Below are 24031 nucleotides of genomic sequence, written 5' to 3'. Positions count from 1 at the left end.
GAATATAGTGGCTACTAAATGTATGGCGATGAAAACGGAAAAAGGAGCGATTTAGTACGTTGCTAGCTTACAGACTCATCACGGACATTGAAACATTAGAGCCCTATAGAAGTACTTGGTCAGGAATACTTGAACGAGAGCATAATAATAATCCTTTTATTGAATACGAATGGATCTCAACGTGGTGGACAACACTAGGGGCTCATGACAATGTAGAGATTTATGTAGTCGAAAATGAAGGCATGGCCATTGCTTTTTTTCCGTTCATTCATTCTGTGAGGTATGGAATCCATCATTTTAGCTTTATAGGACAAGGATTTGCGACCTATATGGAAGTCATAGCAGAAAAGCGATGGCTAGAGCAGGCAATTGCTTATTTAATAAAGGAATTTAGCCAAAAATATAAGCGTTATTTGTTAGTATTTCATGGCTTGTTAGAAAGTAAAATTACCTCGCAAGCGCTTGAAAAGTATGCCATAGAATACCAGATGCCTTATTCTATATTTCGAACAGTAACATCCTATATAGATTTTCAATCGATCTCATTGGATGAGTTTTTGAAAAAGCACCGGAAAAAATTCAAAGGCTTGAAGCGTCGTGAACATAAATTAAGGTCACTTGGTCAAGTAGTCTTTCAAAGTGTGAAGCACAATCATATACAGGATATGTTTACGTTATTTACAAGAAGATGGCAAAAGAAAATTGATAAAAGTGGTTTTACAGCAAAGCAAACTCGCTTATTTTATGAACGATTAGCCAAAACGAACAGCAAGGTATTACGAGTAGAAGTAGATCATTTGCAATTTGAAGGGCAGTGGATTGCTTTTACCATTGATCTATGCTGTAGAGAGCGTAACTTCTGTCAGGCAATGGGACATGAGCCTGATTTCAATCTATTTGGTCCTGGTCGCATCATAGAAAAAGAAAATATGTTAAAAGCCCATGACTCTGGCTATCGTTATTATGACTTAGGAAGTGGCTATGAGCCATATAAGTTTGAATGGTATACACATATTGATTTCACAAGGAAGTTTGTCATGAGTACAAAAGGGGTCAAAGAGCGTGTTATTCGAACATGGATGGTATTTCGTGATCGCCTGAAAAGTCTATTAACGAATAATCATCAGCTAGTGAAATTGAAGAGAGATCGACTAGGGGAACTGCGTTATTTTGTGAAGAATGCCAGTGCAAAAAATTGGTTAAAGGCTTTAACAAGCAGACTCCAACGAATTCTAGCCATTCATATATTAGACGTTTATATCGCAGAGCAAAATCAAGCAAAAGAATTAGTAAACTTTCAAGAGATAACAATGAAGGATATCATGACGCTGAATGAGCGAGCACATTATGTTGCAAGTTTCTATAAGGGCTATCGGCTGTTTGGGGAAAACAATCAAGTTTTATATAGGAGACACGATAAAATAGCAATTGAAGAAATGCTTGACTATTCTTATGAGCTGCCAGAAAATATGTCCTTTATCAGGGAATATGATAGCCAGCGACTAGCTGACATTGTTGCTGATGTGCAGCGTGAAGGGAGAGCGGTTTGTACAATCGCTTCATGGTATGATGGACACAGGCGGCGCAAGCTTCAGTATGCTGGGTTCCATAAGGTAGCCAAAATTCACATTGTGAAGTTGTTCAAATGGCGAAAAATATATCAATTCTAAAAAATAACACCCTCAGCAAAAAAAGCTGAGGGTGTTTCATTAAAAATGGATACCAGGTTTATCGATTAGTTTACAGCCTGTACCATATTTTGCTTTTAACGCACCTTTGAAATGAGTGTGCTCAAGTTCAGGGAATGTTTGCTTCCAAAGCTCAAAGACATTATGACTGGATGCTTTGCCATCCTTCGTTAGTCGTGCAATATGGAAGCCGTATTCGTCATTACAACGAGCTAAAGGACGATTTTCACGGACCGTTAAAATGCGACCACTCACAGTCATTTCATATAGCCCTTCATAGCCAGCAATAGCACGGCTTTCTTCTGTTCCTTCAGCTACAGTTTCTTCCTTTTCTATCGCTGGTGCTACTTTTTCTTCTGTTGCTGCCTGTTGATTAGAAGTTTGCGTTTCCTCATTGCTGCTTGCTGCTGGAAGTTGTTCAACAACGACAAAATCTTTATTAGAAGCTTTATCGCTCATTGTCGCCATAACGTTCATAATAGAACCAACATAACGTAAAGGTTTATCTCGCCCTTCTTCAAAGACAAAAATATTATATTCGGTTTTATTGATCTTTTTCATAATAATATTGCCTGTTGTAATTGTAAAACCGATAAACTTATTCTTTTTAAGTGCTTGTATTGCTTCTTGCTTTGTTAAAATCATTTGAAAATCTCCTAAATAATTATTTATTCTATTCTACCATAAAAATTATCATCTTGTTTTTCGTAAAATTATGGATTATTTTGTTCGTTAAAGGAAAACATCCCTATTTTCTCAAATTCAATAATGGTACGATGAAGAAATAAAACGTCTCCAAAGAGGAGTCGAGCATCAATAGAGATTATTTAGTAGGGAGTGTTGATAGGTTGATCAATGTGCTAGGGGGCATCGGTTTATTTTTACTTGGGATGACGATGCTAACTAACGGTTTGAAGGAATTGGCAGGAGATGCCTTGAAAAAATGGCTAAATCGTTTTACAGGTGGGACCATTAGTTCGGTATTATCAGGAACATTGATGACGATGCTAGTGCAATCCTCCACCGCCACTACCTTGATTACCATTGGTTTTGTCAGTGCGGGTCTCCTCACGTTTGTCCAATCAATTGGTGTCATTATTGGCGCCAATATTGGGAGTACAAGTACTGGTTGGATTATTTCACTAATCGGCTTCAAAATTAATATGCAGACAATGTCACTGCCTTTCATTGCTCTTGGTGTGTTTGTGCAATTGCTTGCTCCTCGTGACTACAAAGCAGTTGGTGGGCTAGTTACTGGTTTTGGATTATTATTCTTAGGTATTGATGTCCTGCAGGGAGGAATGGCAGCTGTACAGGATAAAATTCCATTCGATGCATTTAGTGCAAATTCTATTAGTGGAATACTAATTTTAATTGTTTTAGGTCTTATTATGACGGTTATTATGCAGGCTTCTAGTGCCGCAATTGCCGCCACTTTAACAGCTTTATATGCAGGCGCTATTGATTTTGAACAGGCAGCTTATTTAGTTATTGGCCAAAATATTGGTACGACTGCTACAGCATTATTTGCTGCAATTGGTGCATCAACAGCTGCTAAACGAACAGCCGTGACACATGTATTGTTCAACGTAGTAACGGCTATTCTAGTGACATTTGGTGCAACGTTTATGTTCACACTAACCGAATTTGTCACGAAATCCATCAATGGTAGCTTCGATGAAACATTAGGCATTGCTGTTTTCCATACATTATTTAGTGTCATCGGAGCCATTCTTTTTGTGCCTTTTGTACGCCCTTTCGCAAAGGCTATTGAAAAAATGATTCCTGAAAAAGGAAATCGTTTAACACGGAATTTAGATGATAGTGTAGCTAAATTACCAGGGGTAGCTGTAGAAGTATCCTTCAATACGTTACAGGACATTACCAAGGAATTGACGACTGTCATTGTTACCCTTATACAAGGGAAAAAACGAACAGCTGAAATAGACAGTCAATTAGCTCAAATTGATGAGGCGATTGAAAAAACGCGTTTATTTATGGATGCTATACAATCTTCTTCGCAAAAGGAACGTTCTAAGCATATAGCACTTTTACATGCTTTAGATCATTTGTACCGTCTATCTAAGGCATTACGTGAGCAGAACCCTAATGCCTTCCAATTACAGGTGACGTTAACTCAAAAATGGTTAGAGGTATTGGAAAAAGTTCTATTGATTATCGATGAGGATGAGCGTTTACCTGAGATTGCAACTCTGCTTGAGGTTACATCCTCCGAAATGGCGGCAGTTCGACGTGACAAACGAAATGCGTACTTCGAGCATACTGTTGAAAATGTGGTAGAGTTAGAGACAGCCGTATCGAAAGTGGAGGCTTTACTGTGGCTTGATCGCCTTATTTATCACTATTGGCGTACAACGGCTCGCCTTGCTGAGTATCAAACCGTAACTAAAAAAGGTCGTCATGTTGAGGCAGAAAAAAACACAGCAATAGTTGAATAAAAGGAATACTCATCTCCAGAAGGAGGGTATAGAATGGTTCAGCATCAATTTACAATGGATTTAACATGGGCAGAGGGAAGAAATGGTACAGGGAACATCAAAGCAAGCAATTTGCAAACAGAAATTTCTATTCCTCAGGAAATGAATGGACCTGGCATTGGGACAAATCCTGATGAAATGCTGTTAGGGGCAGCGGCAACGTGTTATTTAATTACATTAGCAGCCCTCCTTGAAAGATCAGAAATTGAGGTGCAGCAATTATCCATGCAAGCGCATGGATTTGTCAGTGTAGAAAATGGTGTATTTACTTATGAGAAAATTGTGCATAACCCAACGATTGTTGTCCAAGCATTATCAGAACAACTTGCAAAAAGAGTGGAACGTTTAGCACAAAAGGCGGAACAAACGTGTATGATTAGTAAAGCGTTAAAAGGTAACGTTATGATTGAATGTGATGTTCAAATTTTGGAAGCAAGCATATAATAAGGCAAAAAGAGTTATTCAGCATAGGTCGCTGATATAACTCTTTTTTTTATAAAAAGAGGCACTTTTTTTAAATAGTTCTAGAAATGTTCAAAATGAATATATAGTGATAAGTGCTAAAAAAATGCAAAGGATGATGTATTGCACGTTCAGACAGCTCAGAATCTCACATTCTATGGTCAGTACGGCAAAAGAATATTTGATATAGTTGGAGCATTATTTTTACTTTTCATGACAATCCCTCTTATGCTAATAGTATTCCTCATTTTACTCATGACGACAGGTCGCCCTATTTTCTTTAAACAAATAAGAACTGGCCTCGATCATCACCGCTTTGTGATTTGGAAGCTACGAACCATGTGTATTCAAGCTATTCCAGTGAATATGCCTGCTATTTGTGCTGACGGTATCCCTGATGATTATTATTTTAAAACAGAGCAAGATACACGGATTACAAAAGTGGGTGCTATCCTTCGAAAGCTCAGTATTGATGAAATTCCACAACTTTTAAATGTGTTAAAGGGTGAGATGAGCATTGTCGGACCACGCCCAGAGGTTCCCACCATTACAAATGCGTATAACCCGCTACAGGCCAGGCGTCTGGAGGTAAAACCCGGCTTAACGGGTCTTGCCCAAATTAACGGTAGGTCGAATATTTCACATGGACAAAAAATTTCTTATGATGTTGAATACGTTGAAAATTATTCCTTTTGGATGGATGTTCAAATTGTGTTGAAGACACTTTATGTCGTAGTAGCAAGAACAGGTGCCTATTAAAGAAATAAGGAGTGGCTAGACTGAAGATTGTTCAGCTTATTACACGAATGGATAAAGTGGGAGGAGCACAAAAGCATGTGGAGGCACTTGCTATCCAGCTCAAACAAGATGGGCATGAAGTAACTGTCGTGACAGGTTCCTATCAGCCCTCATTATGGTGCTTACAAGAACAACAAATTCCAGTGATCACCATCCCTACCTTGCAAAGAGCTATTCATGTAACGAAAGACTTTCAAACATTTTGGCAATTAAGAGCAATCTTCAAACGAATACAACCTGATGTTGTAGCCACCCATTCATCTAAGGCAGGTGTAATAGGTCGTGTCGTTGGCAGTTTACTACGTATCCCAACTGTTTTTACTGCACATAGCTGGAGTTTTACAGAAGGTGTTCCCCGCAAGAAAAAGCTACTCTATCATCGGGTGGAAAAATCGGTTCAGCCATTCACAACAAAAATAATTACAGTATCTGAATATGATCGGGAACTAGCCCTCTTGGAAAAGGTTGCGCCCGCTCATAAATTGCTGACCATCCATAATGGAATTGATCGAATTGAGAGAAGCAAGGCAACTGAAAAGACATTCGTGGAGCAGCCAATCATTATCATGGTTGCTCGTTTTGAAGTGCCAAAAAGACAGGATATTTTACTAAAGGCATTAGCAGAGCTCACAGATCTATCTTGGCATCTTCAATTAATTGGGGATGGCTCTTTACGTCCAGCTCTTGAGGGTTTCGTTGTTCAGCATGGTTTAACGAATCGTGTAACCTTTTTAGGCAATCAATTAGACGTTCATTCATATCTAGAGAAGAGCCATGTATTTGTATTGTTGTCAGATTGGGAAGGCTTGCCGATTTCTATCATTGAAGCAATGCGTGTAGGTCTTCCAATTATTGCAACAAATGTAGGTGGTGTGAACGAACTTATTGCAGATAAGGATAATGGATTTTTAGTAGGGCGAGAAGAATATGAATTATTGAAGAAGAGGCTTCGTACATTGTTAATGGATACTATTTTAAGGCAACAAATGGGGAATGCAAGTGAACGTCGTTACTTGCAGGATTTCACGTTTATCCCCATGTATCAAAAAACAGTAACAGTGTATCAACAGGCTGTTTCAGAACTTGTGAAGAAAGGGGATTAAATTGCAATTAATTCGCATTAGAACAGATGATGAGCTTATGTGGTACAAGGAAATTTGGGATGCCATTTTAGAAGCAGAGGACAATGATAACCCGTTTATAGAATTTGCTTGGTTTTATAATTGGTGGCAAATTGTAGGGCGTAAAGAACGAGTTGAGCTTTACGCCATTGAACATGACGGGACAATCATTGCGTTTTTCCCCTTTAAGGTATCTGTTCGATGGGGGATAAGAGTGTATGCCTTTGCAGGTGAAAATATTGCTAACTATACAGGGGTTGTTGCCAAACATCAATGGTTACCACAAGCAACGACCTTCGTATTTGATGAACTGATTAAGAGGCATCGGCATATTGTTTTTTCACTGCATGGCTTATTAGAAAGTAAAGTGTCTACAAAAGTCGTGGAGCAATACTTTGTAGAGCGACAATTACGTACAAGTATTTTCCGTGTTGTGACACCCTATCTCGCCTTTTCAGAAGTAGATTTTCAGCATCATTTCCAGCAACGGCGAAAAATGCATGGTGTTGATCGTCGCGAACGAAAGCTCCGAAATTTAGGCTCCTTAACAATGCGTGAGCCATCACAGGACGAGCTTTGGCAAATGTTTCGGTTGTTTGATAGACGCTGGGCAAAGAAGCTAGATACAAGTGATTTTACAAAGGGCAAGAAAAGAGATTTTTTTGAGCGTCTTACAATGCTAAAAGGAGAGGCATTACAGGTGGAGGTCGATGCACTTGTTTTTGAAAACCAGTGGATTGCTTTCACCTATGGTCTTGGCTGTCGTGGTCGTTATGTAACTTATGCTCTGGCACATGAGCCAACCTTCAATTTATTTGGTGCAGGTCGTATAGTCAATCAGGAAACCATTCAGCGAACGTTTGCAGCAAACTATAACTTATTTGATATGAGCATTGGCTATGAGCCTTATAAATTTGATTGGCGTTCTAGCATTGATTTTACGAGGCATATGCTTGCTAGCAGTGGTACGAAACGTACAAATCTATTGGCAGGTTTTTTGACGCTAAAGGAACGGCTCAAAGAACACGTAAAGGGCAATCAACGAATTGTGGACTGGAAGCGTAATACACTGGGCTATTTACGTTATTTAGTAAAGTATGGAAAGATAAAAGATTGGCTAGAATATGGACAACAATTCGTAGAAAAATGTATTCGTTTGAAACAAGTGGAGCTGTATGAATTATCCCCATTAGAGGACGTATCGCCACAGCAGCCTGTAGGTAATTTATTTGAAGAAATGTCCATTCAGGAAGCGATGCAGCTTGATCAGGAAGAAGTCATTGCTCTTTATTATAAGGGCTATAAGATCTATAAAGACTCCTTTGCGGAAACGAATAAGCCAGCCTTTGCGTTACATGCCTCCAATTGGCGTGTAGATTCAATGAAAATTGTAGAAGCCTTACCGAAGGAAACCTATTTTTTAGCCTATGATGTTTTCAAACAAATCGATATTATTACAGCGTATTTCCGAAAAATAAAACCAGCACAAACATTGTGGGTAACAGCAAGCTTTTGGCAATGGCGGAAACGTAAACGTTTAGTACAGCTAGGCTATAAACCTATTTCTCGAATGAAACTTTATAAAATCGCCCGTTTTGAGCGACAGCGTGTAGAAAAATATACAGAGAGTGGGGGCGATGTTCATTCTGTCCATTAAAAGTAAGCGATGGAATATCGCAATGCAGCATTTTTATTTTTTAGAAAAACCAGCGAATTTTCGAAAATCAATGAAAGTCGTAGGGTATACACATTCATTGGTACCTAGTCGAAAGCTTGTAAAAAGTGAAACGATTCACATTCATTTGCAAGAGCATGAGCTATCATTGTATTTAGCGCTTTCTGAAGGCAATCGCAAAATTTTACGACGTGCCCAAAAGGAATCTTATCAAGTCATTTTGTATAAAGAGCCATCCCTGGAGAACTTACGAGCCTTTCAGCAATTTTATAATCATATTGCAAAAAGAAAAAAGCTTGAAGCGATTGGCAAGTCGCAAATGGAAACTATTATGCTCCTCAACGAACAGGGGGCATTATTATTATCTGAGATCCAAAGTATTTGTGGACAAACATTGTGCTATCGATTAGATATTGTACATGAGAAAAAAGCGATGTCCTATTATGTGGCAACTTGTCATGCATCAGCTATGCCAGCTCATTTAAAACGCCCAATCCGTTATGCTAATCGTTTTTTAATCTGGCATAACCTACTGCATCTAAAAGCACAAGGGTTTGTTTTATATGATATGGGTGAGTTAACGGACAATCGAAATGTACGAGCCTTTAAATTAAGCTTTGGAGGCAAGCTTGTCCATGTTTACTCAGGCTATATTACTCAATCCAAAATACGTGCACTGTTACTAGGTGTGCAAAAATGGAGGAAGTAGTTACATGAATGGTGGGGGTCTCGTTATTTCATTAGATTTTGAGCTGAATTGGGGTGTCCATGATGTATTTCGATATGGACAATATAATAAGAACCTTTATGGTGTACGGAAAGCCTTGCCCAGGATACTAGCGTTATTTGAGCAATATGACATACATGCGACTTGGGCTACAGTCGGATTATTGTTTGCAGAATCAAAGGCAGAAATGGCTCATTATTTACGAGGTATCCCTGTGAAATATGATAACATGCGCTTTGCGGCGCATAGCCAGCTAGCAAAAGTAGGCGAAAATGAACAAGAGGATCTCTTGCATTTTGGGAAATCATTAATTGAGGAGATTAAACGTACACCACATCAGGAAATAGGAAGTCATACCTTTTCTCATTTCTATTGCTTAGAGAATGGTCAAACAGAAGCAGCCTTTTGTGCAGACTTACATGCGACAAAAACGATTAGTGAGGGGTATGTTGCTCCGATGAAATCCATAGTCTTCCCCCGTAATCAAGTAAACAAAGATTATTTAGCAGCCTGTTTAGAAGCGGGCTATGTTTGCTACAGAGGTACTGAAAATCATGTTCTGTATGATGCCCAAAAGTTTACGAAAAAAGGAAGACTTTTGGGTGCCAAAAAGTGGCTAGATAGCTATTGGAATCTAACTGGTCATCATATGGCTACACTGGAGGAAATGCAAGAGGACCAACTAATTAATATTCGATCAAGTGCCTTTTTAAGACCTTATTGTAGTCCGTTACGTGTATTCGAGGGTTTAAAAGTAAATCGCATAAAGGAAGGCATGCTTGAGGCTGCTAAGGCACAAGCATTTTATCATTTATGGTGGCATCCTCATAATTTTGGCAAACATCTTGATAAAAATTTAGCTATGCTAGAAGAGCTATTAAGTTATTTTCAGACCTTGCGCAGTCAATACGATTTTCAAAGTTACTCCATGTATGAAGTAGCAGAACTTTGTGAAAGCCGTTCTAAACAGCAGAAGTAGAGGATTAGAGTGCTTTTATTAAAAGTGGAGAATTTTTGGAAACAGGGTTGGGGGTTCACATCTTCTTTACCACGGTGGCTTGCTCATGAGAGTGGTCCAATAGCTCTCGAGGTGAGAAAGCCGCTTATAAAGAAGAGCAAGGCGTTCTAAAATAGTGGTAACTCTTGTGAAAGACACCAACTCGGGACTAAAAACAAATATTTATTCATATAAAATGTGCAGAGCAAACTGATTTCTAGTTTGCTCTTTTGTTGTATAAGGAGAAAATTTAAAAGAAAAGAGGAAAAAAGAAAAACAGTGACGAAGTTGAATGTACGAATGGTACTATTACTATAGAGGATATATGTTAAGACTTTTTAGGGAGAGCATAAGTTCGTATAGGTCAATTTAACTTGAATAGAAAAGATATAAAGGTGGTAGATGAATATGTTTATACAACCAGAATGCCAATGGAAGCAAGAAAATGGATCAGCGATGCATCAATGGATAAAGCAGCAGCTAAATCCAAACCCGAATGATGTGGATATTGTCGTATATGGTGCACTTTTATCGTATGCCAGTGGAGCCTCAACAAAAGCGCAATACCCAACAGCATTTCGGAAAGCTTGGCCAAGCTTTCAATCGTATAATTTAGATGAGCAGATAAATTTACGTGCACTATCAGTCGTTGATATAGGAGATGTGGCGATTCATGAACAAGATAGAATGCTTTCAGAATCGGCCATTGAGGCGGCAGCGGAAAATTTAAGTATCGCCTTTCAAAAAAGCTTTACTTGTTTGATTGGAGGCGATCATGCCATTACAGCATGCTCACTAAAAGGCATAAAGAATGCTTTTCCACAAGATCGGATTGGCATTATTCAAATTGATACGCATCTAGATGCAAGAAATCAAGAGGAGGTTGGTTTAGCGCAAGATTCGCCAATCCATCAGTTAATGGCAGCAGGGATTGTGGAGGGGAAACATGTGTATAATGTCGGTCTACATGGCTTTTTTAATTCTCCTGAAATGATTCATTATGCAAGAGAGCAAGGGATTCATATGATTACGTTAAAGCAAATGCGACGTGATGGTATTCAGCTCACAATCCGCGAAATGTTACGTCAGCTTATGTATGAGGTAGATCGCATTTATGTTTCCGTTGATTTAGATGCTCTTGATATTATGTTTGCACGCGATGTTCCGGCAGCAACACCAGGTGGTTTAACGGCCTATGAATTATTTGATATTCTTAAACTAATTGGTGAAAATGAAGGGGTTCGTCATATTGATTTTGTTTACGCCGACCCGAAGGAAGGAGTGCTGCGTCCAGAAACTGTTAAGATTGGAGTGACAGCTTTTTTACAATGGTTAACAGGGATTCAACTGGATCACCGCAATCGCATCTCGAAAAAAGGGAAGGTTATGTTGTAAAGTAAGTGTATTTCCGTGTATTAACAATGCTGATTATTGAAAGTTTGCTATAATGTTTAAGTAGAAAACAATAATAGATACAAACTTTGTATTGTAATAGAGAGGAAATATAGCATGACAACAAAACCAAAACTATTGATTATTGACGGGATGGCACTGTTATTCCGGTCATTTTTCGCTTCCGCTGCAATGGGGCATTTTATTCGTCTGGCAGATGGAACACCGACTAATGGAGCCCAAGGATTTGTGCGACATGTGTTAACGGCACAATCGATCATGAAGCCAACACATATGGCTGTTTGCTGGGATATGGGGGCACATACATTCCGCAATGATTTATATGATGGCTATAAAGCGAATCGCCCAGCACCACCAGAGGAAATGCTCCCTCAATTTGATATGGCGAAAAATTTATCACAGCAAATTGGCTGGCAAAATTTCGGAGTGAAGGGCATGGAGGCTGATGATTTAATTGGCTCGATGATTACCAAATGGCAGGAACAGGCAGACATTACTGTCATTAGTGGTGATAAGGACTTGCTTCAGCTTTTAAGACCATCTACAGAAATTGCCTTTATGAAAAAAGGCTACACAGAATACGATATTTATACACATGCTCGCTTTAAAGAAGAATATAGTATTGAACCAACACAGTTTGCACAGGTTAAAGCCTTTATGGGTGATACAAGTGATGGCTATCCAGGTGTGAAGGGGATTGGTCCTAAGCAAGCACTAACGTTAATTCAAACATATGGCTCGATTGACAAAATTTTAGCGTCACTCGGTGAATTGAAGCCAGGGCAACGGACAAAAATTCAAGAGAATTTGGACATGCTGCAATTATCCCATGAGCTTGCAACAATTCAAACGAATGTTCCAATTGATGCCGATTTTACAAGCCTCATGTTACCAAACTATGAACCGCAAATTTTTAAAGAGATAGAAGAGAGTGGCTACACGCTAATTGCAAAGCACGCACGCTCATTATATTCCCTTATTTAATGGATCATCACAGAGTATAGCAATATGCTCTGTTTTTTTATGAGAAATGAGTGGAGAGAGCAAATAAGGACGATTCATTATTTGCCCTACTGAGGTGTTATTTTAACGAACGATAATACCTTGACATTGTCTTTATAGAGAGCCTGCCGAATTTGACTGTCCCGTTGTGGCCCACCATTATCATGAAATATTAACCATAGCGCATCATTTTTTATGGTATAGCCAATAAGCGGTACCCAATGGTAGGCAAAGGTTGATTTTTTATTCTGCCACTGTAGGCTAAAATAGCGGTCAAAACGCATAGCAACAGGGCGACCTGCGTCAATTTCTTGTAAAGCTTCTTTTAGTGAACAAGTTCGAATATTCCAGGTGGGTTGCATTTCGCGGAGGTTGTGAATCAGTCGCCATTTGAACAAACCAATTTTTGTGCCACCAAGCTGTCGATAAAGCTTATTAATAGAAGGAGCTGAACTGTTCAAATAGTGTAAAATGACGTAAATCGTAGTGGGCCCACAGGCAGAATTTCGATAGCTTGGTGCAATGGATGAATCATATTGTGATGTTCCATATAAAGCCAATTGTTGGTGCATCATGTTTCCCTCCCAAAAAGAGCTGCATTTCAAGAAGAAATGCAGCTCTTTATTCATTATTATTGTGCAGCTAAAAATTCTGTTACTTGCTGAGGTGTTTTGGCATTGGCACTGTGTAAGTGTGCAAGTTTTTCACCGTTTTGGAAAATCAATAAGCTTGGGATTCCCATAACATCATATTTGTCAGCGATTTCTGGAAGCTCATCACGATTTAGCTCATACCAATCATATTGGCTGTACTCTTCAATGATTGGATCGATGAACATATTCATGCGTGTGCAATCTGGGCACCAGCCAGCGTAAAATTTCACTAGCACTTTTTGGTCACCAGCGATTAGTTCATTAAATTGTTCTGCAGTAGTAATTGTTTTCATAAGTATTCACTCTCCTTGCTTTTCATTCTACACATTTTTCTCTCAACCTGAAAGTTTTCTGTTTGGCCGTTTTGATCGCTACATATTGTCTGCTTTTAGCTCGTAAAGAACAAAAAAAGATGTATATTGCAAAAAATAATTCTTGAAAAAAGATTGCTAAATTAGACAAAATAATCTACACTAAAAACAGAAAAGTAGTTTTATCTTCATTCATTAAGAGTTGTAATGGGAACGGAGATAAACCTTAGTAGTGCTTGGTTGAATGGAGTGAATCTCATCCAACAACAAGACAAAATCCACTAAGGTACACTTGATATTTTTTTGGCCAAAAAATGAATGGCTATTCATTCAATGGGAGAATAAGGGGGAATTGCTTGTGACTTACAACATTAAAAAAGCAGCTGTTCTAGGTTCTGGGGTGATGGGCTCTGGAATTGCAGCACATTTAGCAAACATCGGTATACCAACATTACTATTGGATATCGCACCGAAGGAACTGACGCAAGAGGAAGAAGCAAAGGGTCTTTCTTTAGCGCATCCAGCTGTAAGAAATCGTATTGTAAACGGAGCTTTGCAAAAGTTATTAAAGCAAAAGCCAGCACCACTTACTTCTAAGAAAAATTTATCACTACTAACGGTTGGCAACTTTGAAGATGATCTAGGGAAACTAAAAGATGTAGATTGGATTATCGAAGTTGTTGTGGAAAATTTACCAATTAAACAAAGTCTCTATGAAAAAATTGATGCTGTTCGTACACCGGGAACAATCATTAGTTCAAATACATCTGGTATTAGTATTGATGCTATGGCAGAGGGACGTTCAGATGATTTTAAAAAGCATTTCCTTGGCACACACTTTTTCAACCCACCTCGCTATTTAAAATTACTAGAGGTGATTCCTGCTAATACAACTGCTCCTGAAGTAGTTAGTTTCATGAAAACATTTGGGGAAGATGTGCTTGGTAAAGGTGTTGTACTGGCGAAGGACACACCAAACTTTATTGCAAACCGCATCGGAACATATGGCTTACTGATAACATTACAGGAAATGTTAAAAGGTGGTTATTCAGTTGGTGAAGTAGACTCTGTAACAGGTCCACTTATTGGTCGTCCAAAATCTGCAACTTTCCGTACACTAGACGTTGTTGGTTTAGATACATTTATTCATGTAGCAAAAAATGTTTACGATCAAACAACAGATGAGGAACAGCAAGTATTTGCAGTTCCTGAATTTTTACAAAAAATGGTTGAAAATGGCTGGTTAGGTGCAAAATCGGGTCAAGGTTTCTTCTTAAAACAGGGAAAAGAGATACTTGAGATTGATCCAACAACATTATCATATAGTCCAGCGAAAAAGTTAAAAACAGCTTCTATTGAAATGGCGAAACAAACACGTGGGTTAGCTAATAAAGTGAAGGCATTAACCTATGCAAAGGATCGTACAGGTGAGTTATTGTGGGGGATCTTTGCTCCAACATTAATTTACTCAGCACAGCTACACGGTGAAATTGCAGATGATGTTGTAGCCATTGATAATGCCATGAAATGGGGCTTCGGCTGGCAACAAGGACCATTTGAAATTTGGGATGCTATTGGTGTACAAGAATCTGTAGCAAAAATGGAGGCTGAAGGTCGAGAAGTCCCTGCATTTGTCAAAGAGATGTTAGCGAATGGCTTTGAGACATTTTATTCTGAATTAGATGGCGATGTAGCTTACTACGATGGTTCGCAATATGTGAAAGTTCCAGTCAATGAAAAAGAGATTAACTTAAAGCGCTATAAGAAAAAGCATGGTGTTATTAAATCAAACACAGGTGCTAGTTTAATAGATTTAGGTGATGGAGTTGCACTGCTTGAGTTCCATTCACAATCGAACGCAATTGGTTTAGATATTATCCAAATGATTAACTTTGCGGTTGATGAAGTAGAGGCTAACTATAAAGGCTTAGTAATCGGCAATCAAGGGAAAAACTTCTGTGTAGGTGCAAATCTAGGGATGATTTTAGTAGAAGCACAGGATGATAATATTTTTGAGCTAGATTTCGTAATTAAGGCATTCCAAGATGCTATGCAAAAAATCAAATATTCACGTAAGCCTGTTGTGGCAGCACCTTTTGCCATGACATTGGGTGGAGGAGCAGAGGTTTGCTTACCAGCTGCACATATTCAAGCAACGATGGAAACGTATATGGGCTTAGTGGAAGTTGGCGTTGGTTTAATTCCAGGCGGCGGTGGTAATAAAGCGCTTTATCAAAAATTCCTAAAGGGCTTACCGAACGGCGTAGATGTAGACTATCAACATATTGCTAATAAAGTATTTGAAACAATTGCAATGGCGAAGGTTTCAACTTCTGGTGAGGAAGCACGTGAAAATAACTTCTTAAACTTTGCAGATGGTATTTCTGTTAACCCAGACCATCAATTATATGATGCGAAGCAAGCTGCATTAGCGCTTTACGAAGCGGGCTATCAACCACCTGTACCAACAAAAGTGCCAGTGGTCGGTGCATCAGGCTACGGAACATTACTCATCGGTGCGCAAGGCATGTTTGAGTCAGGCTTTATCAGCGAACATGATTTAAAAATTGCTAAAAAATTAGCTTATGTCATTGCGGGTGGTAAGGTTCCGTACGGTACATTAGTTGACGAACAGTATCTATTGAACTTAGAGCGTGAGGCTTTCCTTAGCCTTGTTGCTGACCCACTTTCTCAGCAAAGAATGCAACACATGCTGTTAAAAGGTAAACCACTTCGTAACTAATTGACAAAATAGATCAATCTTGCACATGAAACAAAGGGGGATTAATACGATGCGTGAAGCCGTTATTGTAGCAGGAGCACGAACTCCAATTGGAAAAGCAAAAAAAGGTTCTTTAGCAACAGTAAGACCAGATGATTTTGGTGCTGTCGTAGTCAAAGAAACATTGAAAAGAGCGGGCTATGAAGGACCGATTGATGATTTAATTTTAGGCTGTGCGATGCCTGAAGCAGAGCAAGGGATGAATGTAGCACGTAGTATTGGGGCACTAGCAGGATTACCAGATACAACTCCTGCGCTAACGATTAATAGATTTTGTTCATCAGGTTTACAGGCAATTGCGTATGCAGCAGAACGAATTATGCTAGGTCATTCAAAGGTGATTCTAGCTGGCGGTGTCGAGTCTATGAGTATGGTGCCGATGGTGGGGAATACACCACGCTTAAATCCGACATTAGCTGAATCGGCTCCTCAATATTATATGGGTATGGGGCATACGGCTGAGGAAGTGGCTCGCCAGTACAATGTTAGTCGTGAAGATCAAGATGCCTTTGCAGTTCGCTCGCATGTTCTTGCTGAAAAGGCGATTAAAGAAGGTAAATTCAATGATGAAATTGTACCAATCGAAGTGGAACAGCATTACGTAGACGATCACAATAAACCACAAGTAAAAAAATTTACATTTAGTATGGATGAAGGTGTACGACCAGGTACATCAGTTGAAGGCTTAGCAAAATTGCGTCCAGCTTTCCATGTAAAGGGCAGTGTAACGGCTGGTAATGCCTCCCAAACTTCTGATGGTGCAGCAGCTGTACTAGTGATGGATCGTGAGGAGGCCGAACAGCAAGGACTGACACCAATGGCAAAATTCCTAGGCTTTGCTGTTGGTGGTGTGCCTCCTGAAGTAATGGGAATTGGTCCGATTGTGGCAGTACCTAAAGCGTTAGAAATTGCAGGTTTATCCATAGATAACATTGATTTATGGGAAATCAATGAAGCATTTGCTTCTCAATCATTACAGGTAGTACGTCATTTAGGCATCGACCAAGAAAAAGTCAATGTCAATGGTGGAGCAATTGCATTAGGTCACCCTCTAGGTGCTACAGGAGCTATTTTAACGTTAAAGCTTATTCATGAATTGAAGCGTCAAGGGAAGAAATATGGCGTGGTGACAATGTGTATTGGTGGCGGCATGGGTGCTGCTGGTGTATTTGAAATTTTATAAAATTTTCTAGATCAGCTTGAGGTGTACGGTTTACGGTTGCCTCCGAACATGTTCACATCAAGCTTTTCTATACATGTTCATTTGGGGATTAAACAATCAAAATAGATATATTGGGAGGAATTTATCATGACTGAAAAAACAACTGATTTCATTAAAGGCGGCGGATTTCTAATTGAAGATGTGGAATTAAATCGTGTATTTACACCAGAAGATTTCACTGACGAGCATAAGATGATTGCTAAAACAACAGAGGAATATGTAGCAAATGAAGTTTTACCAGTAGTTGAAAATTTAGAGCACCATGAATTTGAGCATTCAGTGCGTCTCCTAAAAAGTGCAGGCGAATTAGGTTTGCTTGGAGCAGATGTGCCAGAAGAATATGAAGGGCTTGGACTAGACAAAGTTTCTTCAGCTTTAATTGCTGAGAAAATGTCTGTTGCAGGTGGTTTTTCCATCACACATGGTGCACATGTTGGGATTGGTTCACTACCAATCGTTCTATTTGGTAATGAAGATCAAAAGAAAAAATATTTACCTAAGCTTGCTTCAGGTGAATTAATCGCAGCATACGCATTAACAGAGCCAGGCTCAGGTTCAGATGCTCTAGGGGCAAAAACGACTGCGAAATTAAATGAGGCAGGCACACATTATATTTTAAATGGTGAGAAGCAATGGATTACAAATGCAGGTTTTGCTGACGTATTTGTTGTTTATGCAAAAATTGATGGTGATAAATTCTCTGCCTTTATCGTAGAACGTGCCTACAATGGCGTTTCAGTAGGCCCGGAAGAGAAGAAAATGGGGATTAAATCATCGTCAACTCGTACATTAGTATTAGAAGATGCGGAAGTACCTGTAGAAAATCTATTAGGTGAAATTGGTCGTGGGCATGTCATTGCCTTCAACATTTTAAATATTGGTCGTTATAAGCTTGGTGTGGGCACAATTGGTGGCTCTAAACGTGCATTGGAGTTAGCTATCCAGTATACAAACCAACGTCAGCAATTTAAAACAAAGCTTTCTGATTTCAATCTAACAAAAGAGAAATTGTCAACAATGGCTTCTCAATTGTACGCGTCCGAATCATTAAACTATCGTACTGTTGGTCTATTTGAGGATCGTTTAAGCCAGTTAAGCCTTGAAGAGCAAAAGCAAGGAAAAGTAATTGCAGGTGCTATTGCTGAGTATGCAATTGAATGCTCTATTGCGAAAGTATTTGGGTCGGAAACATTAGATTATATTGCAGATGAAGCCGTACAATTACATGGCGGTTATGGCTTTATGGCTGAATATGAGGTAGAGCGTATTTACCGTGATTCTCGTATTAATCGAATTTTTGAAGGTACAAATGAAATTAACCGCATGATTGTCCCTGGCACATTTATGAAAAAGGCGCTAAAAGGCGAGCTTCCTTTATTACAAGTTGCTCAAAATTTACAGCAAGAGCTGCTAATGTTAATGCCAGAAGACATCGGTACAGAGCCACTAGCACAAGAAAAATATTTAGTGAAAAATGCTAAGAAGATTGCTGTATTAGCTGCAGGCTTAGCAGCACAACGCTTTGGTGCGAAGCTTGATCAGGAGCAAGAGGTATTAGTGAATATTGCTAATATCGCTAACCAATTATTTGCAATGGAGTCAGCTGTCTTACGTACAGAAAAGGCAATTGCTCGTGATGGCGCTGAAAAAGCACAGCAGAAATTGCTATACACGCAAATCTTCTGCCAAGAAGCATTCACAGAAATCGAAAAAGAAGCAAAAGACACAATTCTTGCTTCAGCAGATGGCGATGCAGCACGTATGACATTATCTGCACTTCGTAAATTAACACGCAATAATCCTTATAACTTAATTGCGAAGAAACGTGAAGCTTCTGTTAAACTAATCGAAGCTGAAAAATATATTGTTTAATAGCATACACTTTCACTTAGCTATCTGTAAGAGGATAGCTAGGTTTTTTTATGAGAGATGGATAGAAGCGTGAAACTGACGGATAGAACAGCTAGATTGACGGATAAAATGGAGAAAGTGATGAATAGAACAGCAAAACGGATGGATAGGCTTACGAAAATGAGAGAAGTTCCACCATTCGAAACAATTATGATGGTATACTACAGAAAAAGACAGTAGAGGAGCATTTTAATGACGATTCAATTTATCCATTATCCGAAATGTACGACATGTAAAAAAGCACAAAAGTGGTTAAATGATCATGAGGTTTCCTATGAAGAGGTACACATTGTAGAGCAATCGCCAACAAAGGATGAAATAACAGCCATTTGGCAAGCCAGTGGACTGCCTTTGAAGAAATTTTTTAATACATCGGGTATGAAATATCGTGAGCTTGGTTTAAAGGACAAGCTAGCGGAAATGACTGAAGATGAGCAGCTGGAGCTACTTGCTTCTGATGGGATGTTAATCAAACGTCCAATCGTAACGGATGGCCAAAAAGTAACGCTAGGGTTTAAAGAATCAGATTTTGAGCAAACTTGGAAATAGCCGTATTTAAACAGGATCGAACGACTCTTCTAACCGAGATAAAGTCACTGGCAGATGTCACAAATTTTTAACAGAGATGTATTTCAAGTAACTTGAAAAAATTGTGGACTGCAATTAAGCTGGCACGTAATTGAATCTTGTTTTTATAGGAGAAGTATGGCACACTGAAAGTGAATATATTACATATTTATGGAGGGGTTTTTTGCATGAGCACACCTAAAGACTTACGTTATTCTGAAGAACATGAATGGGTAAAAACAGAAGATGGAAAAGTACGTATTGGTATTACTCACTTCGCACAATCTGAATTAGGAGATATCGTTTTCGTTGAGCTTCCACAAGTTGGCGACGAAATCAAAACAGATGATCCATTCGGTAGCGTAGAATCAGTTAAAACTGTTTCTGAATTGTATGCACCAATCTCAGGTACTGTAGTTGAAGTAAATGCAGATTTAGAAGATAGCCCAGAATTCGTTAATGAATCACCATATGAAAAAGCATGGATGATCGTTGTGGAGCCTGCTGATGCATCAGAAGTTGAAAAACTAATGACAGCAGAGCAATACGAAGAAATGATCGCTGAATAAGACAAGCTATAATCGAAAAACGTCGGAAACTACCGGCGTTTTTTGTTATATAATGACTTATAAGTGGGTATGTCTAAATGGAGGTGGCGTAATGTTCGAGGGAAAATGCTTAATAGTAGAAGGACGCTCAGATAAGCTACAAATTGAGCCAATTTTAAATGAGAATGTTACAATACTATGTACGAATGGTACAATTGGTGTGCATCAATTAGAAGAGCTGCTTGATCCCTATGAGAGCTGTGAGCTATTTACTTTTTTTGATGCAGATACTTCAGGCGATAAGCTACGTGCATTAATGGACAGACATTATCCAGAGGCAGAGCATTTACGTACAATGCCAACCTATAAGGAAGTAGAGACGACACCAAGAAAAGTGTTAGCGATGATATTACTGCGTGCACATTTTTCAATCCATAATGAATATATTTTGTAAGGTTGCGTGAGGAAATGGAAGAATGGTCAAAAGAGCAGTGGGAAACGGCTAAACAGTCGGGACAGAAAGCTGCATTTTATTTATATACACCGATGTGTGGAACGTGTGCAGTGGCATCTAAAATGATGGCCATTATTGAACAATTACTGCCACAGCTACCAATAGGTAAAGCGAATATAAATTTTTTAGAGCATGTTGCTGTTGAGCATCAAATTGAAAGTGTTCCGTGTTTACTTGTTAGTGATGGCGGAAAAGTGACAGATAAGATTTATGCTTTTCAATCCGTACCATTTTTATACGAATTGTTAAAAAAATCAATTGACTGAACTTTACTAGCGTGGTAAAGTATCAAATATATTACTAAAACATTAAATATATCGAACTCTTATAAAGAGTGGCGGAGGGAAGTGCCCTATGAAGCCCGGCAACCATCACAAAGTGAAAAGGTGCCAAATCACTCAAAGATTTTTCTTTGAAAGATGAGAGAACGGTTTAACGTTATTATACGTGACCCCTTCTACTTGTCTGTGAGTGAAGGGGTTTTCTATATGAGAAAAGGAGTATTCGCTATGATCCAGCTTCAAAATATTACGAAGAAGTACAAAACAGCAAATGGCGAATTAACGGCAGTCAAAGACGTCAACCTTACCATCAATAAAGGTGAAATTTTTGGCATTATCGGCTATAGTGGCGCTGGTAAAAGTACCATGATTCGTTTATTAAACGGTTTAGAGAAACCGACAACAGGAACAGTAACGGTGAACAGTCAAGAGTTTTCATCGATTAAAGGGCAAAAGCTTAGAGCAGCTAGACAAAAGGTAAGTATGATTTTCCAACATTTCAATTTACTTTGGTCTAGAACAGTTGCCGAAAATATTGCATTTCCACTAGAAATAGCAGGTGTTTCAAAGGCTCAACGTGAAGCACGAGTGAAGGAATTAATTGCACTTGTTGGTCTAGAGGGACGTGACAGGGCATATCCATCCCAGCTTTCTGGTGGACAAAAGCAGCGTGTAGGGATTGCCCGTGCATTAGCGAATAATCCAGAGGTTTTACTATGTGATGAGGCGACTTCCGCACTCGATCCTGAAACGACGGATGCCATTCTTGATTTACTCGTTGATATCAATGAACGTTTAGGCCTAACAATCGTTTTGATTACCCATGAAATGCATGTCATCCGCAAAATTTGTCATCGTGTAGCGGTCATGGAGGCAGGCGAAATAGTGGAACGTGGTGAGGTATTGCAAGTTTTCCAAGCACCACAAGCGGCTATCACTAAAAAATTCGTATCTCAGATTACAGATACAAAGGAAACACAGGATACGGTGGCACAAATCAAAACAAATTATCCAACTGGACAACTTGTCAAACTGATTTTTGTTGGTGAAAAGACCGAGCAGCCGGTTATCTCACATCTTGTGAAACAATTTGATGTAGAAGTAAGCATTGTTCATGGTAATATTTCGCAAACGAAAAACGGTGCATACGGTACACTGATTGTGCAAATTGATGGCTCGAAAACAAATGTGGCTGAAGCCCTTCGTTATTTAAATACAGTCGAAGTACAAACGGAGGTGATCGCAAATGCTAACTAATCTTTTTCCAAACGTAGACTGGGAAAATATGTGGCAAGCTATGTATGAAACATTGTACATGACGGCAATTTCTACAGTTGTCACATTTATTCTTGGGTTAGTCATTGGGATCGTTCTATTTTTAACAAGCCCTAATCAGCTATGGGCTAATAAAATGGTTAACTTTTTAACGGGTTCAATCGTTAATATTTTCCGCTCCATCCCATTTATCGTGTTAATTATTTTATTAATTCCATTTACGAAATTCTTACTTGGTACGATTCGGGGAGCAAATGCGGCATTACCTGCTCTAATTATTGGTGCAGCCCCGTTCTACGCTCGTATGGTATTGATTGCGTTACGTGAAATAGATAAAGGTGTCATTGAAGCAGCCCGTTCAATGGGGGCAAAAACATCCACAATTATTTGGAAAGTACTGATCCCTGAATCTTTACCAGCACTAATTTCAGGAATTACTGTAACGGCTGTTGCCCTCGTTGGTTATACTGCAATGGCAGGGATTATCGGTGCAGGTGGTCTTGGTAACTTAGCTTTCCTAGACGGCTTCCAACGAAATCGCCAAGATGTGACATTAATGGCAACTATTTTGATTTTAGTAGTTGTATTTATCATTCAATGGATTGGTGATCTCATAACGGTGAAGATCGATAAACGTTAGTAAGACTAAAAGAGGTTAATCCGGTTCTAACCGCTAACATATTTGAAACAAATAAAAGGGAGTGTCATAAATGAAAAAGTTATTAGCAGGATTATTTTTATCTATACTTGTACTAGCATTAGCAGCTTGTGGTACAGATAAAAAGGAAGATGCCAATTCAGCATCTGATCAAACAGATAGTAAAGACAATGTAACATTAAAAGTAGGTGCTTCTAATACACCACACGCAGTCATCCTAGATAAAGCAAAACCAATTTTAGCTAAAGAAGGCATCGACCTTGAAATTGAAACTTATACAGATTATGTTCTTCCAAACCAAGATCTAGATTCAAAAACACTTGATGCAAACTACTTCCAACATATTCCATACTTGGAGTTACAAATTAAAGATAATGGCTATGATTTCGTGAATGCTGGTGGCGTTCATATTGAACCAATCGGTATTTACTCAAAAAAATATAAAACTTTAGAAGATCTACCTGAAGGCGCAACAATCTTACTTTCTAACTCAGTATCAGACCACGGTCGTATGCTATCATTAATGGAAGCTAAAGGCTTAATTAAATTAAAAGAAGGTATTGATAAAACGGCAGCAGAAATAAAGGATATTGAAGAAAATCCTAAAAACTTTAAATTCGATGCGAATACTGCACCAGAAATGCTTGTACAAATGTATGAAAATGATGAGGGCGATGCAGTACTTATCAACTCTAACTTTGCGATCGATAATGGTTTAAATCCAATCGAAGATGCTATTTCTCTTGAAGACAAAGAATCTCCATATGTGAATATCATCGCAGTACGTGCAGGCGACGAAACAAGACCAGAAATTAAAAAATTATTAGAAGTATTAACTTCTAAAGAAATCCAAGACTTCATTTTAGAAGAATGGAAAGGTGCAGTAGTACCAGTACAATAATTCAAAGGGTAAGTGAGTGATCTAACT

At 38.8% G+C, this 24031-nt stretch carries 24 protein-coding genes and 1 riboswitch; of the genes, 21 read left to right on the top strand and 3 right to left on the bottom strand.

Going from position 1 to position 24031, the window contains the following annotated elements; translation table 11 throughout:
* Positions 1-59: 59 nt before the first annotated feature.
* Complete coding sequence (locus tag CRI88_RS09740) at positions 60-1670, top strand: GNAT family N-acetyltransferase (protein WP_058844815.1); 1611 nt, start codon at positions 60-62, stop codon at positions 1668-1670.
* A 39-nt stretch (positions 1671-1709) separates the two neighbouring features.
* Here CRI88_RS09740 and CRI88_RS09735 read toward each other — a convergent pair whose 3' ends face one another.
* Positions 1710-2333, bottom strand: a complete 624-nt coding sequence (locus CRI88_RS09735) for a hypothetical protein (protein WP_058844816.1) — start codon at positions 2331-2333, stop codon at positions 1710-1712.
* Positions 2334-2545: 212 nt separating this feature from the next.
* Here CRI88_RS09735 and CRI88_RS09730 point away from each other — a divergent pair, with 212 nt between their 5' ends.
* The 9 genes from CRI88_RS09730 (at position 2546) to CRI88_RS09690 (ending at position 12363) form a co-directional block, all read left to right on the top strand.
* Complete coding sequence (locus CRI88_RS09730; RefSeq protein ID WP_231745104.1) at positions 2546-4147, top strand: Na/Pi cotransporter family protein; 1602 nt, start codon at positions 2546-2548, stop codon at positions 4145-4147.
* Between the two features lie 33 nt (positions 4148-4180).
* The gene (locus CRI88_RS09725; RefSeq protein WP_058844818.1) at positions 4181-4630 is read left to right on the top strand and encodes an SACOL1771 family peroxiredoxin; all 450 of its coding nucleotides are present in this window, start codon (positions 4181-4183) and stop codon (positions 4628-4630) included.
* Between the two features lie 141 nt (positions 4631-4771).
* Entirely contained in the window at positions 4772-5407 is a 636-nt protein-coding gene (locus CRI88_RS09720; protein WP_058844819.1) for a sugar transferase, read from the top strand.
* A gap of 47 nt (positions 5408-5454) precedes the next feature.
* Entirely contained in the window at positions 5455-6549 is a 1095-nt protein-coding gene (locus CRI88_RS09715; protein ID WP_058844820.1) for a glycosyltransferase family 4 protein, read from the top strand.
* A gap of 1 nt (position 6550) precedes the next feature.
* Positions 6551-8224 carry a GNAT family N-acetyltransferase gene (locus tag CRI88_RS09710; protein ID WP_058844821.1) on the top strand — a complete coding sequence of 558 codons (1674 nt, stop codon included), beginning with the start codon at positions 6551-6553 and terminating at the stop codon, positions 8222-8224.
* Complete coding sequence (locus CRI88_RS09705; protein WP_231745101.1) at positions 8205-8951, top strand: hypothetical protein; 747 nt, start codon at positions 8205-8207, stop codon at positions 8949-8951. Before CRI88_RS09710 ends, CRI88_RS09705 begins: the two co-directional genes overlap by 20 nt.
* A gap of 4 nt (positions 8952-8955) precedes the next feature.
* Entirely contained in the window at positions 8956-9948 is a 993-nt protein-coding gene (locus CRI88_RS09700) for a polysaccharide deacetylase family protein (RefSeq protein WP_101966551.1), read from the top strand.
* 420 nt (positions 9949-10368) lie between these two features.
* Positions 10369-11361 carry an agmatinase family protein gene (locus CRI88_RS09695; protein ID WP_101966550.1) on the top strand — a complete coding sequence of 331 codons (993 nt, stop codon included), beginning with the start codon at positions 10369-10371 and terminating at the stop codon, positions 11359-11361.
* A 114-nt stretch (positions 11362-11475) separates the two neighbouring features.
* A complete protein-coding gene (locus tag CRI88_RS09690; RefSeq protein ID WP_101966549.1) occupies positions 11476-12363 on the top strand; it encodes a 5'-3' exonuclease in 888 nt (295 codons plus the stop codon).
* A gap of 86 nt (positions 12364-12449) precedes the next feature.
* Here CRI88_RS09690 and CRI88_RS09685 read toward each other — a convergent pair whose 3' ends face one another.
* Positions 12450-12953 (bottom strand): C39 family peptidase, encoded by a 504-nt coding sequence (locus tag CRI88_RS09685; RefSeq protein WP_101966548.1) that lies wholly within the window; start codon positions 12951-12953, stop codon positions 12450-12452.
* Between the two features lie 59 nt (positions 12954-13012).
* Entirely contained in the window at positions 13013-13327 is a 315-nt protein-coding gene (locus CRI88_RS09680) for a thioredoxin family protein (RefSeq protein WP_101966547.1), read from the bottom strand.
* A gap of 376 nt (positions 13328-13703) precedes the next feature.
* Here CRI88_RS09680 and CRI88_RS09675 point away from each other — a divergent pair, with 376 nt between their 5' ends.
* From CRI88_RS09675 to CRI88_RS09630, 11 genes are all read left to right on the top strand, one after another.
* Positions 13704-16088, top strand: a complete 2385-nt coding sequence (locus CRI88_RS09675; RefSeq protein ID WP_101966546.1) for a 3-hydroxyacyl-CoA dehydrogenase/enoyl-CoA hydratase family protein — start codon at positions 13704-13706, stop codon at positions 16086-16088.
* Positions 16089-16137: 49 nt separating this feature from the next.
* Positions 16138-17310 carry an acetyl-CoA C-acetyltransferase gene (locus CRI88_RS09670; protein ID WP_101966545.1) on the top strand — a complete coding sequence of 391 codons (1173 nt, stop codon included), beginning with the start codon at positions 16138-16140 and terminating at the stop codon, positions 17308-17310.
* Positions 17311-17436: 126 nt separating this feature from the next.
* Complete coding sequence (locus CRI88_RS09665) at positions 17437-19221, top strand: acyl-CoA dehydrogenase family protein (RefSeq protein ID WP_036119631.1); 1785 nt, start codon at positions 17437-17439, stop codon at positions 19219-19221.
* A gap of 57 nt (positions 19222-19278) precedes the next feature.
* The gene (locus tag CRI88_RS22440; protein WP_170832566.1) at positions 19279-19440 is read left to right on the top strand and encodes a hypothetical protein; all 162 of its coding nucleotides are present in this window, start codon (positions 19279-19281) and stop codon (positions 19438-19440) included.
* Between the two features lie 12 nt (positions 19441-19452).
* Entirely contained in the window at positions 19453-19809 is a 357-nt protein-coding gene (locus tag CRI88_RS09660) for an arsenate reductase family protein (protein ID WP_036119632.1), read from the top strand.
* A 206-nt stretch (positions 19810-20015) separates the two neighbouring features.
* The gene (gene gcvH, locus CRI88_RS09655; protein WP_036119635.1) at positions 20016-20396 is read left to right on the top strand and encodes a glycine cleavage system protein GcvH; all 381 of its coding nucleotides are present in this window, start codon (positions 20016-20018) and stop codon (positions 20394-20396) included.
* Between the two features lie 91 nt (positions 20397-20487).
* Positions 20488-20829 (top strand): toprim domain-containing protein, encoded by a 342-nt coding sequence (locus CRI88_RS09650; protein ID WP_036119638.1) that lies wholly within the window; start codon positions 20488-20490, stop codon positions 20827-20829.
* A 14-nt stretch (positions 20830-20843) separates the two neighbouring features.
* Entirely contained in the window at positions 20844-21155 is a 312-nt protein-coding gene (locus CRI88_RS09645) for a thioredoxin family protein (RefSeq protein WP_036119641.1), read from the top strand.
* A gap of 56 nt (positions 21156-21211) precedes the next feature.
* Positions 21212-21315: riboswitch (SAM riboswitch) on the top strand.
* An 83-nt stretch (positions 21316-21398) separates the two neighbouring features.
* A complete protein-coding gene (locus CRI88_RS09640; RefSeq protein ID WP_036119655.1) occupies positions 21399-22427 on the top strand; it encodes a methionine ABC transporter ATP-binding protein in 1029 nt (342 codons plus the stop codon).
* Complete coding sequence (locus tag CRI88_RS09635; RefSeq protein WP_036119643.1) at positions 22417-23085, top strand: methionine ABC transporter permease; 669 nt, start codon at positions 22417-22419, stop codon at positions 23083-23085. The genes CRI88_RS09640 and CRI88_RS09635 overlap by 11 nt, the downstream gene beginning before the upstream one ends.
* 70 nt (positions 23086-23155) lie before the next feature.
* Positions 23156-24004 (top strand): MetQ/NlpA family ABC transporter substrate-binding protein, encoded by an 849-nt coding sequence (locus CRI88_RS09630; RefSeq protein WP_058844824.1) that lies wholly within the window; start codon positions 23156-23158, stop codon positions 24002-24004.
* Positions 24005-24031: the final 27 nt, after the last annotated feature.

The sequence above is a fragment of the Lysinibacillus fusiformis genome, assembly GCF_002845985.1.
GTDB lineage: Bacteria > Bacillota > Bacilli > Bacillales_A > Planococcaceae > Lysinibacillus > Lysinibacillus fusiformis_D.
Note: the sequence above shows the minus strand (reverse complement) of the source record. Positions and strands in the feature narration are given on the sequence as shown.

Coding starts and splice junctions, on each gene's coding strand:
- CRI88_RS09715 (WP_058844820.1), top strand. CDS start 5,455: ATGGATAAAGTGGGAGGAGCACAAAAGCATGTGGAGGCACTTGCTATC.
- CRI88_RS09695 (WP_101966550.1), top strand. CDS start 10,369: ATGAATATGTTTATACAACCAGAATGCCAATGGAAGCAAGAAAATGGA.
- CRI88_RS09645 (WP_036119641.1), top strand. CDS start 20,844: ATGGAAGAATGGTCAAAAGAGCAGTGGGAAACGGCTAAACAGTCGGGA.
- CRI88_RS09700 (WP_101966551.1), top strand. CDS start 8,956: ATGAATGGTGGGGGTCTCGTTATTTCATTAGATTTTGAGCTGAATTGG.
- CRI88_RS09685 (WP_101966548.1), bottom strand. CDS start 12,953: ATGCACCAACAATTGGCTTTATATGGAACATCACAATATGATTCATCC.
- CRI88_RS22440 (WP_170832566.1), top strand. CDS start 19,279: ATGGATAGAAGCGTGAAACTGACGGATAGAACAGCTAGATTGACGGAT.
- CRI88_RS09650 (WP_036119638.1), top strand. CDS start 20,488: ATGTTCGAGGGAAAATGCTTAATAGTAGAAGGACGCTCAGATAAGCTA.
- CRI88_RS09665 (WP_036119631.1), top strand. CDS start 17,437: ATGACTGAAAAAACAACTGATTTCATTAAAGGCGGCGGATTTCTAATT.
- CRI88_RS09630 (WP_058844824.1), top strand. CDS start 23,156: ATGAAAAAGTTATTAGCAGGATTATTTTTATCTATACTTGTACTAGCA.
- CRI88_RS09670 (WP_101966545.1), top strand. CDS start 16,138: ATGCGTGAAGCCGTTATTGTAGCAGGAGCACGAACTCCAATTGGAAAA.
- CRI88_RS09690 (WP_101966549.1), top strand. CDS start 11,476: ATGACAACAAAACCAAAACTATTGATTATTGACGGGATGGCACTGTTA.
- CRI88_RS09660 (WP_036119632.1), top strand. CDS start 19,453: ATGACGATTCAATTTATCCATTATCCGAAATGTACGACATGTAAAAAA.
- CRI88_RS09705 (WP_231745101.1), top strand. CDS start 8,205: ATGTTCATTCTGTCCATTAAAAGTAAGCGATGGAATATCGCAATGCAG.
- CRI88_RS09640 (WP_036119655.1), top strand. CDS start 21,399: ATGATCCAGCTTCAAAATATTACGAAGAAGTACAAAACAGCAAATGGC.
- CRI88_RS09680 (WP_101966547.1), bottom strand. CDS start 13,327: ATGAAAACAATTACTACTGCAGAACAATTTAATGAACTAATCGCTGGT.
- CRI88_RS09735 (WP_058844816.1), bottom strand. CDS start 2,333: ATGATTTTAACAAAGCAAGAAGCAATACAAGCACTTAAAAAGAATAAG.
- CRI88_RS09635 (WP_036119643.1), top strand. CDS start 22,417: ATGCTAACTAATCTTTTTCCAAACGTAGACTGGGAAAATATGTGGCAA.
- CRI88_RS09725 (WP_058844818.1), top strand. CDS start 4,181: ATGGTTCAGCATCAATTTACAATGGATTTAACATGGGCAGAGGGAAGA.
- gcvH (WP_036119635.1), top strand. CDS start 20,016: ATGAGCACACCTAAAGACTTACGTTATTCTGAAGAACATGAATGGGTA.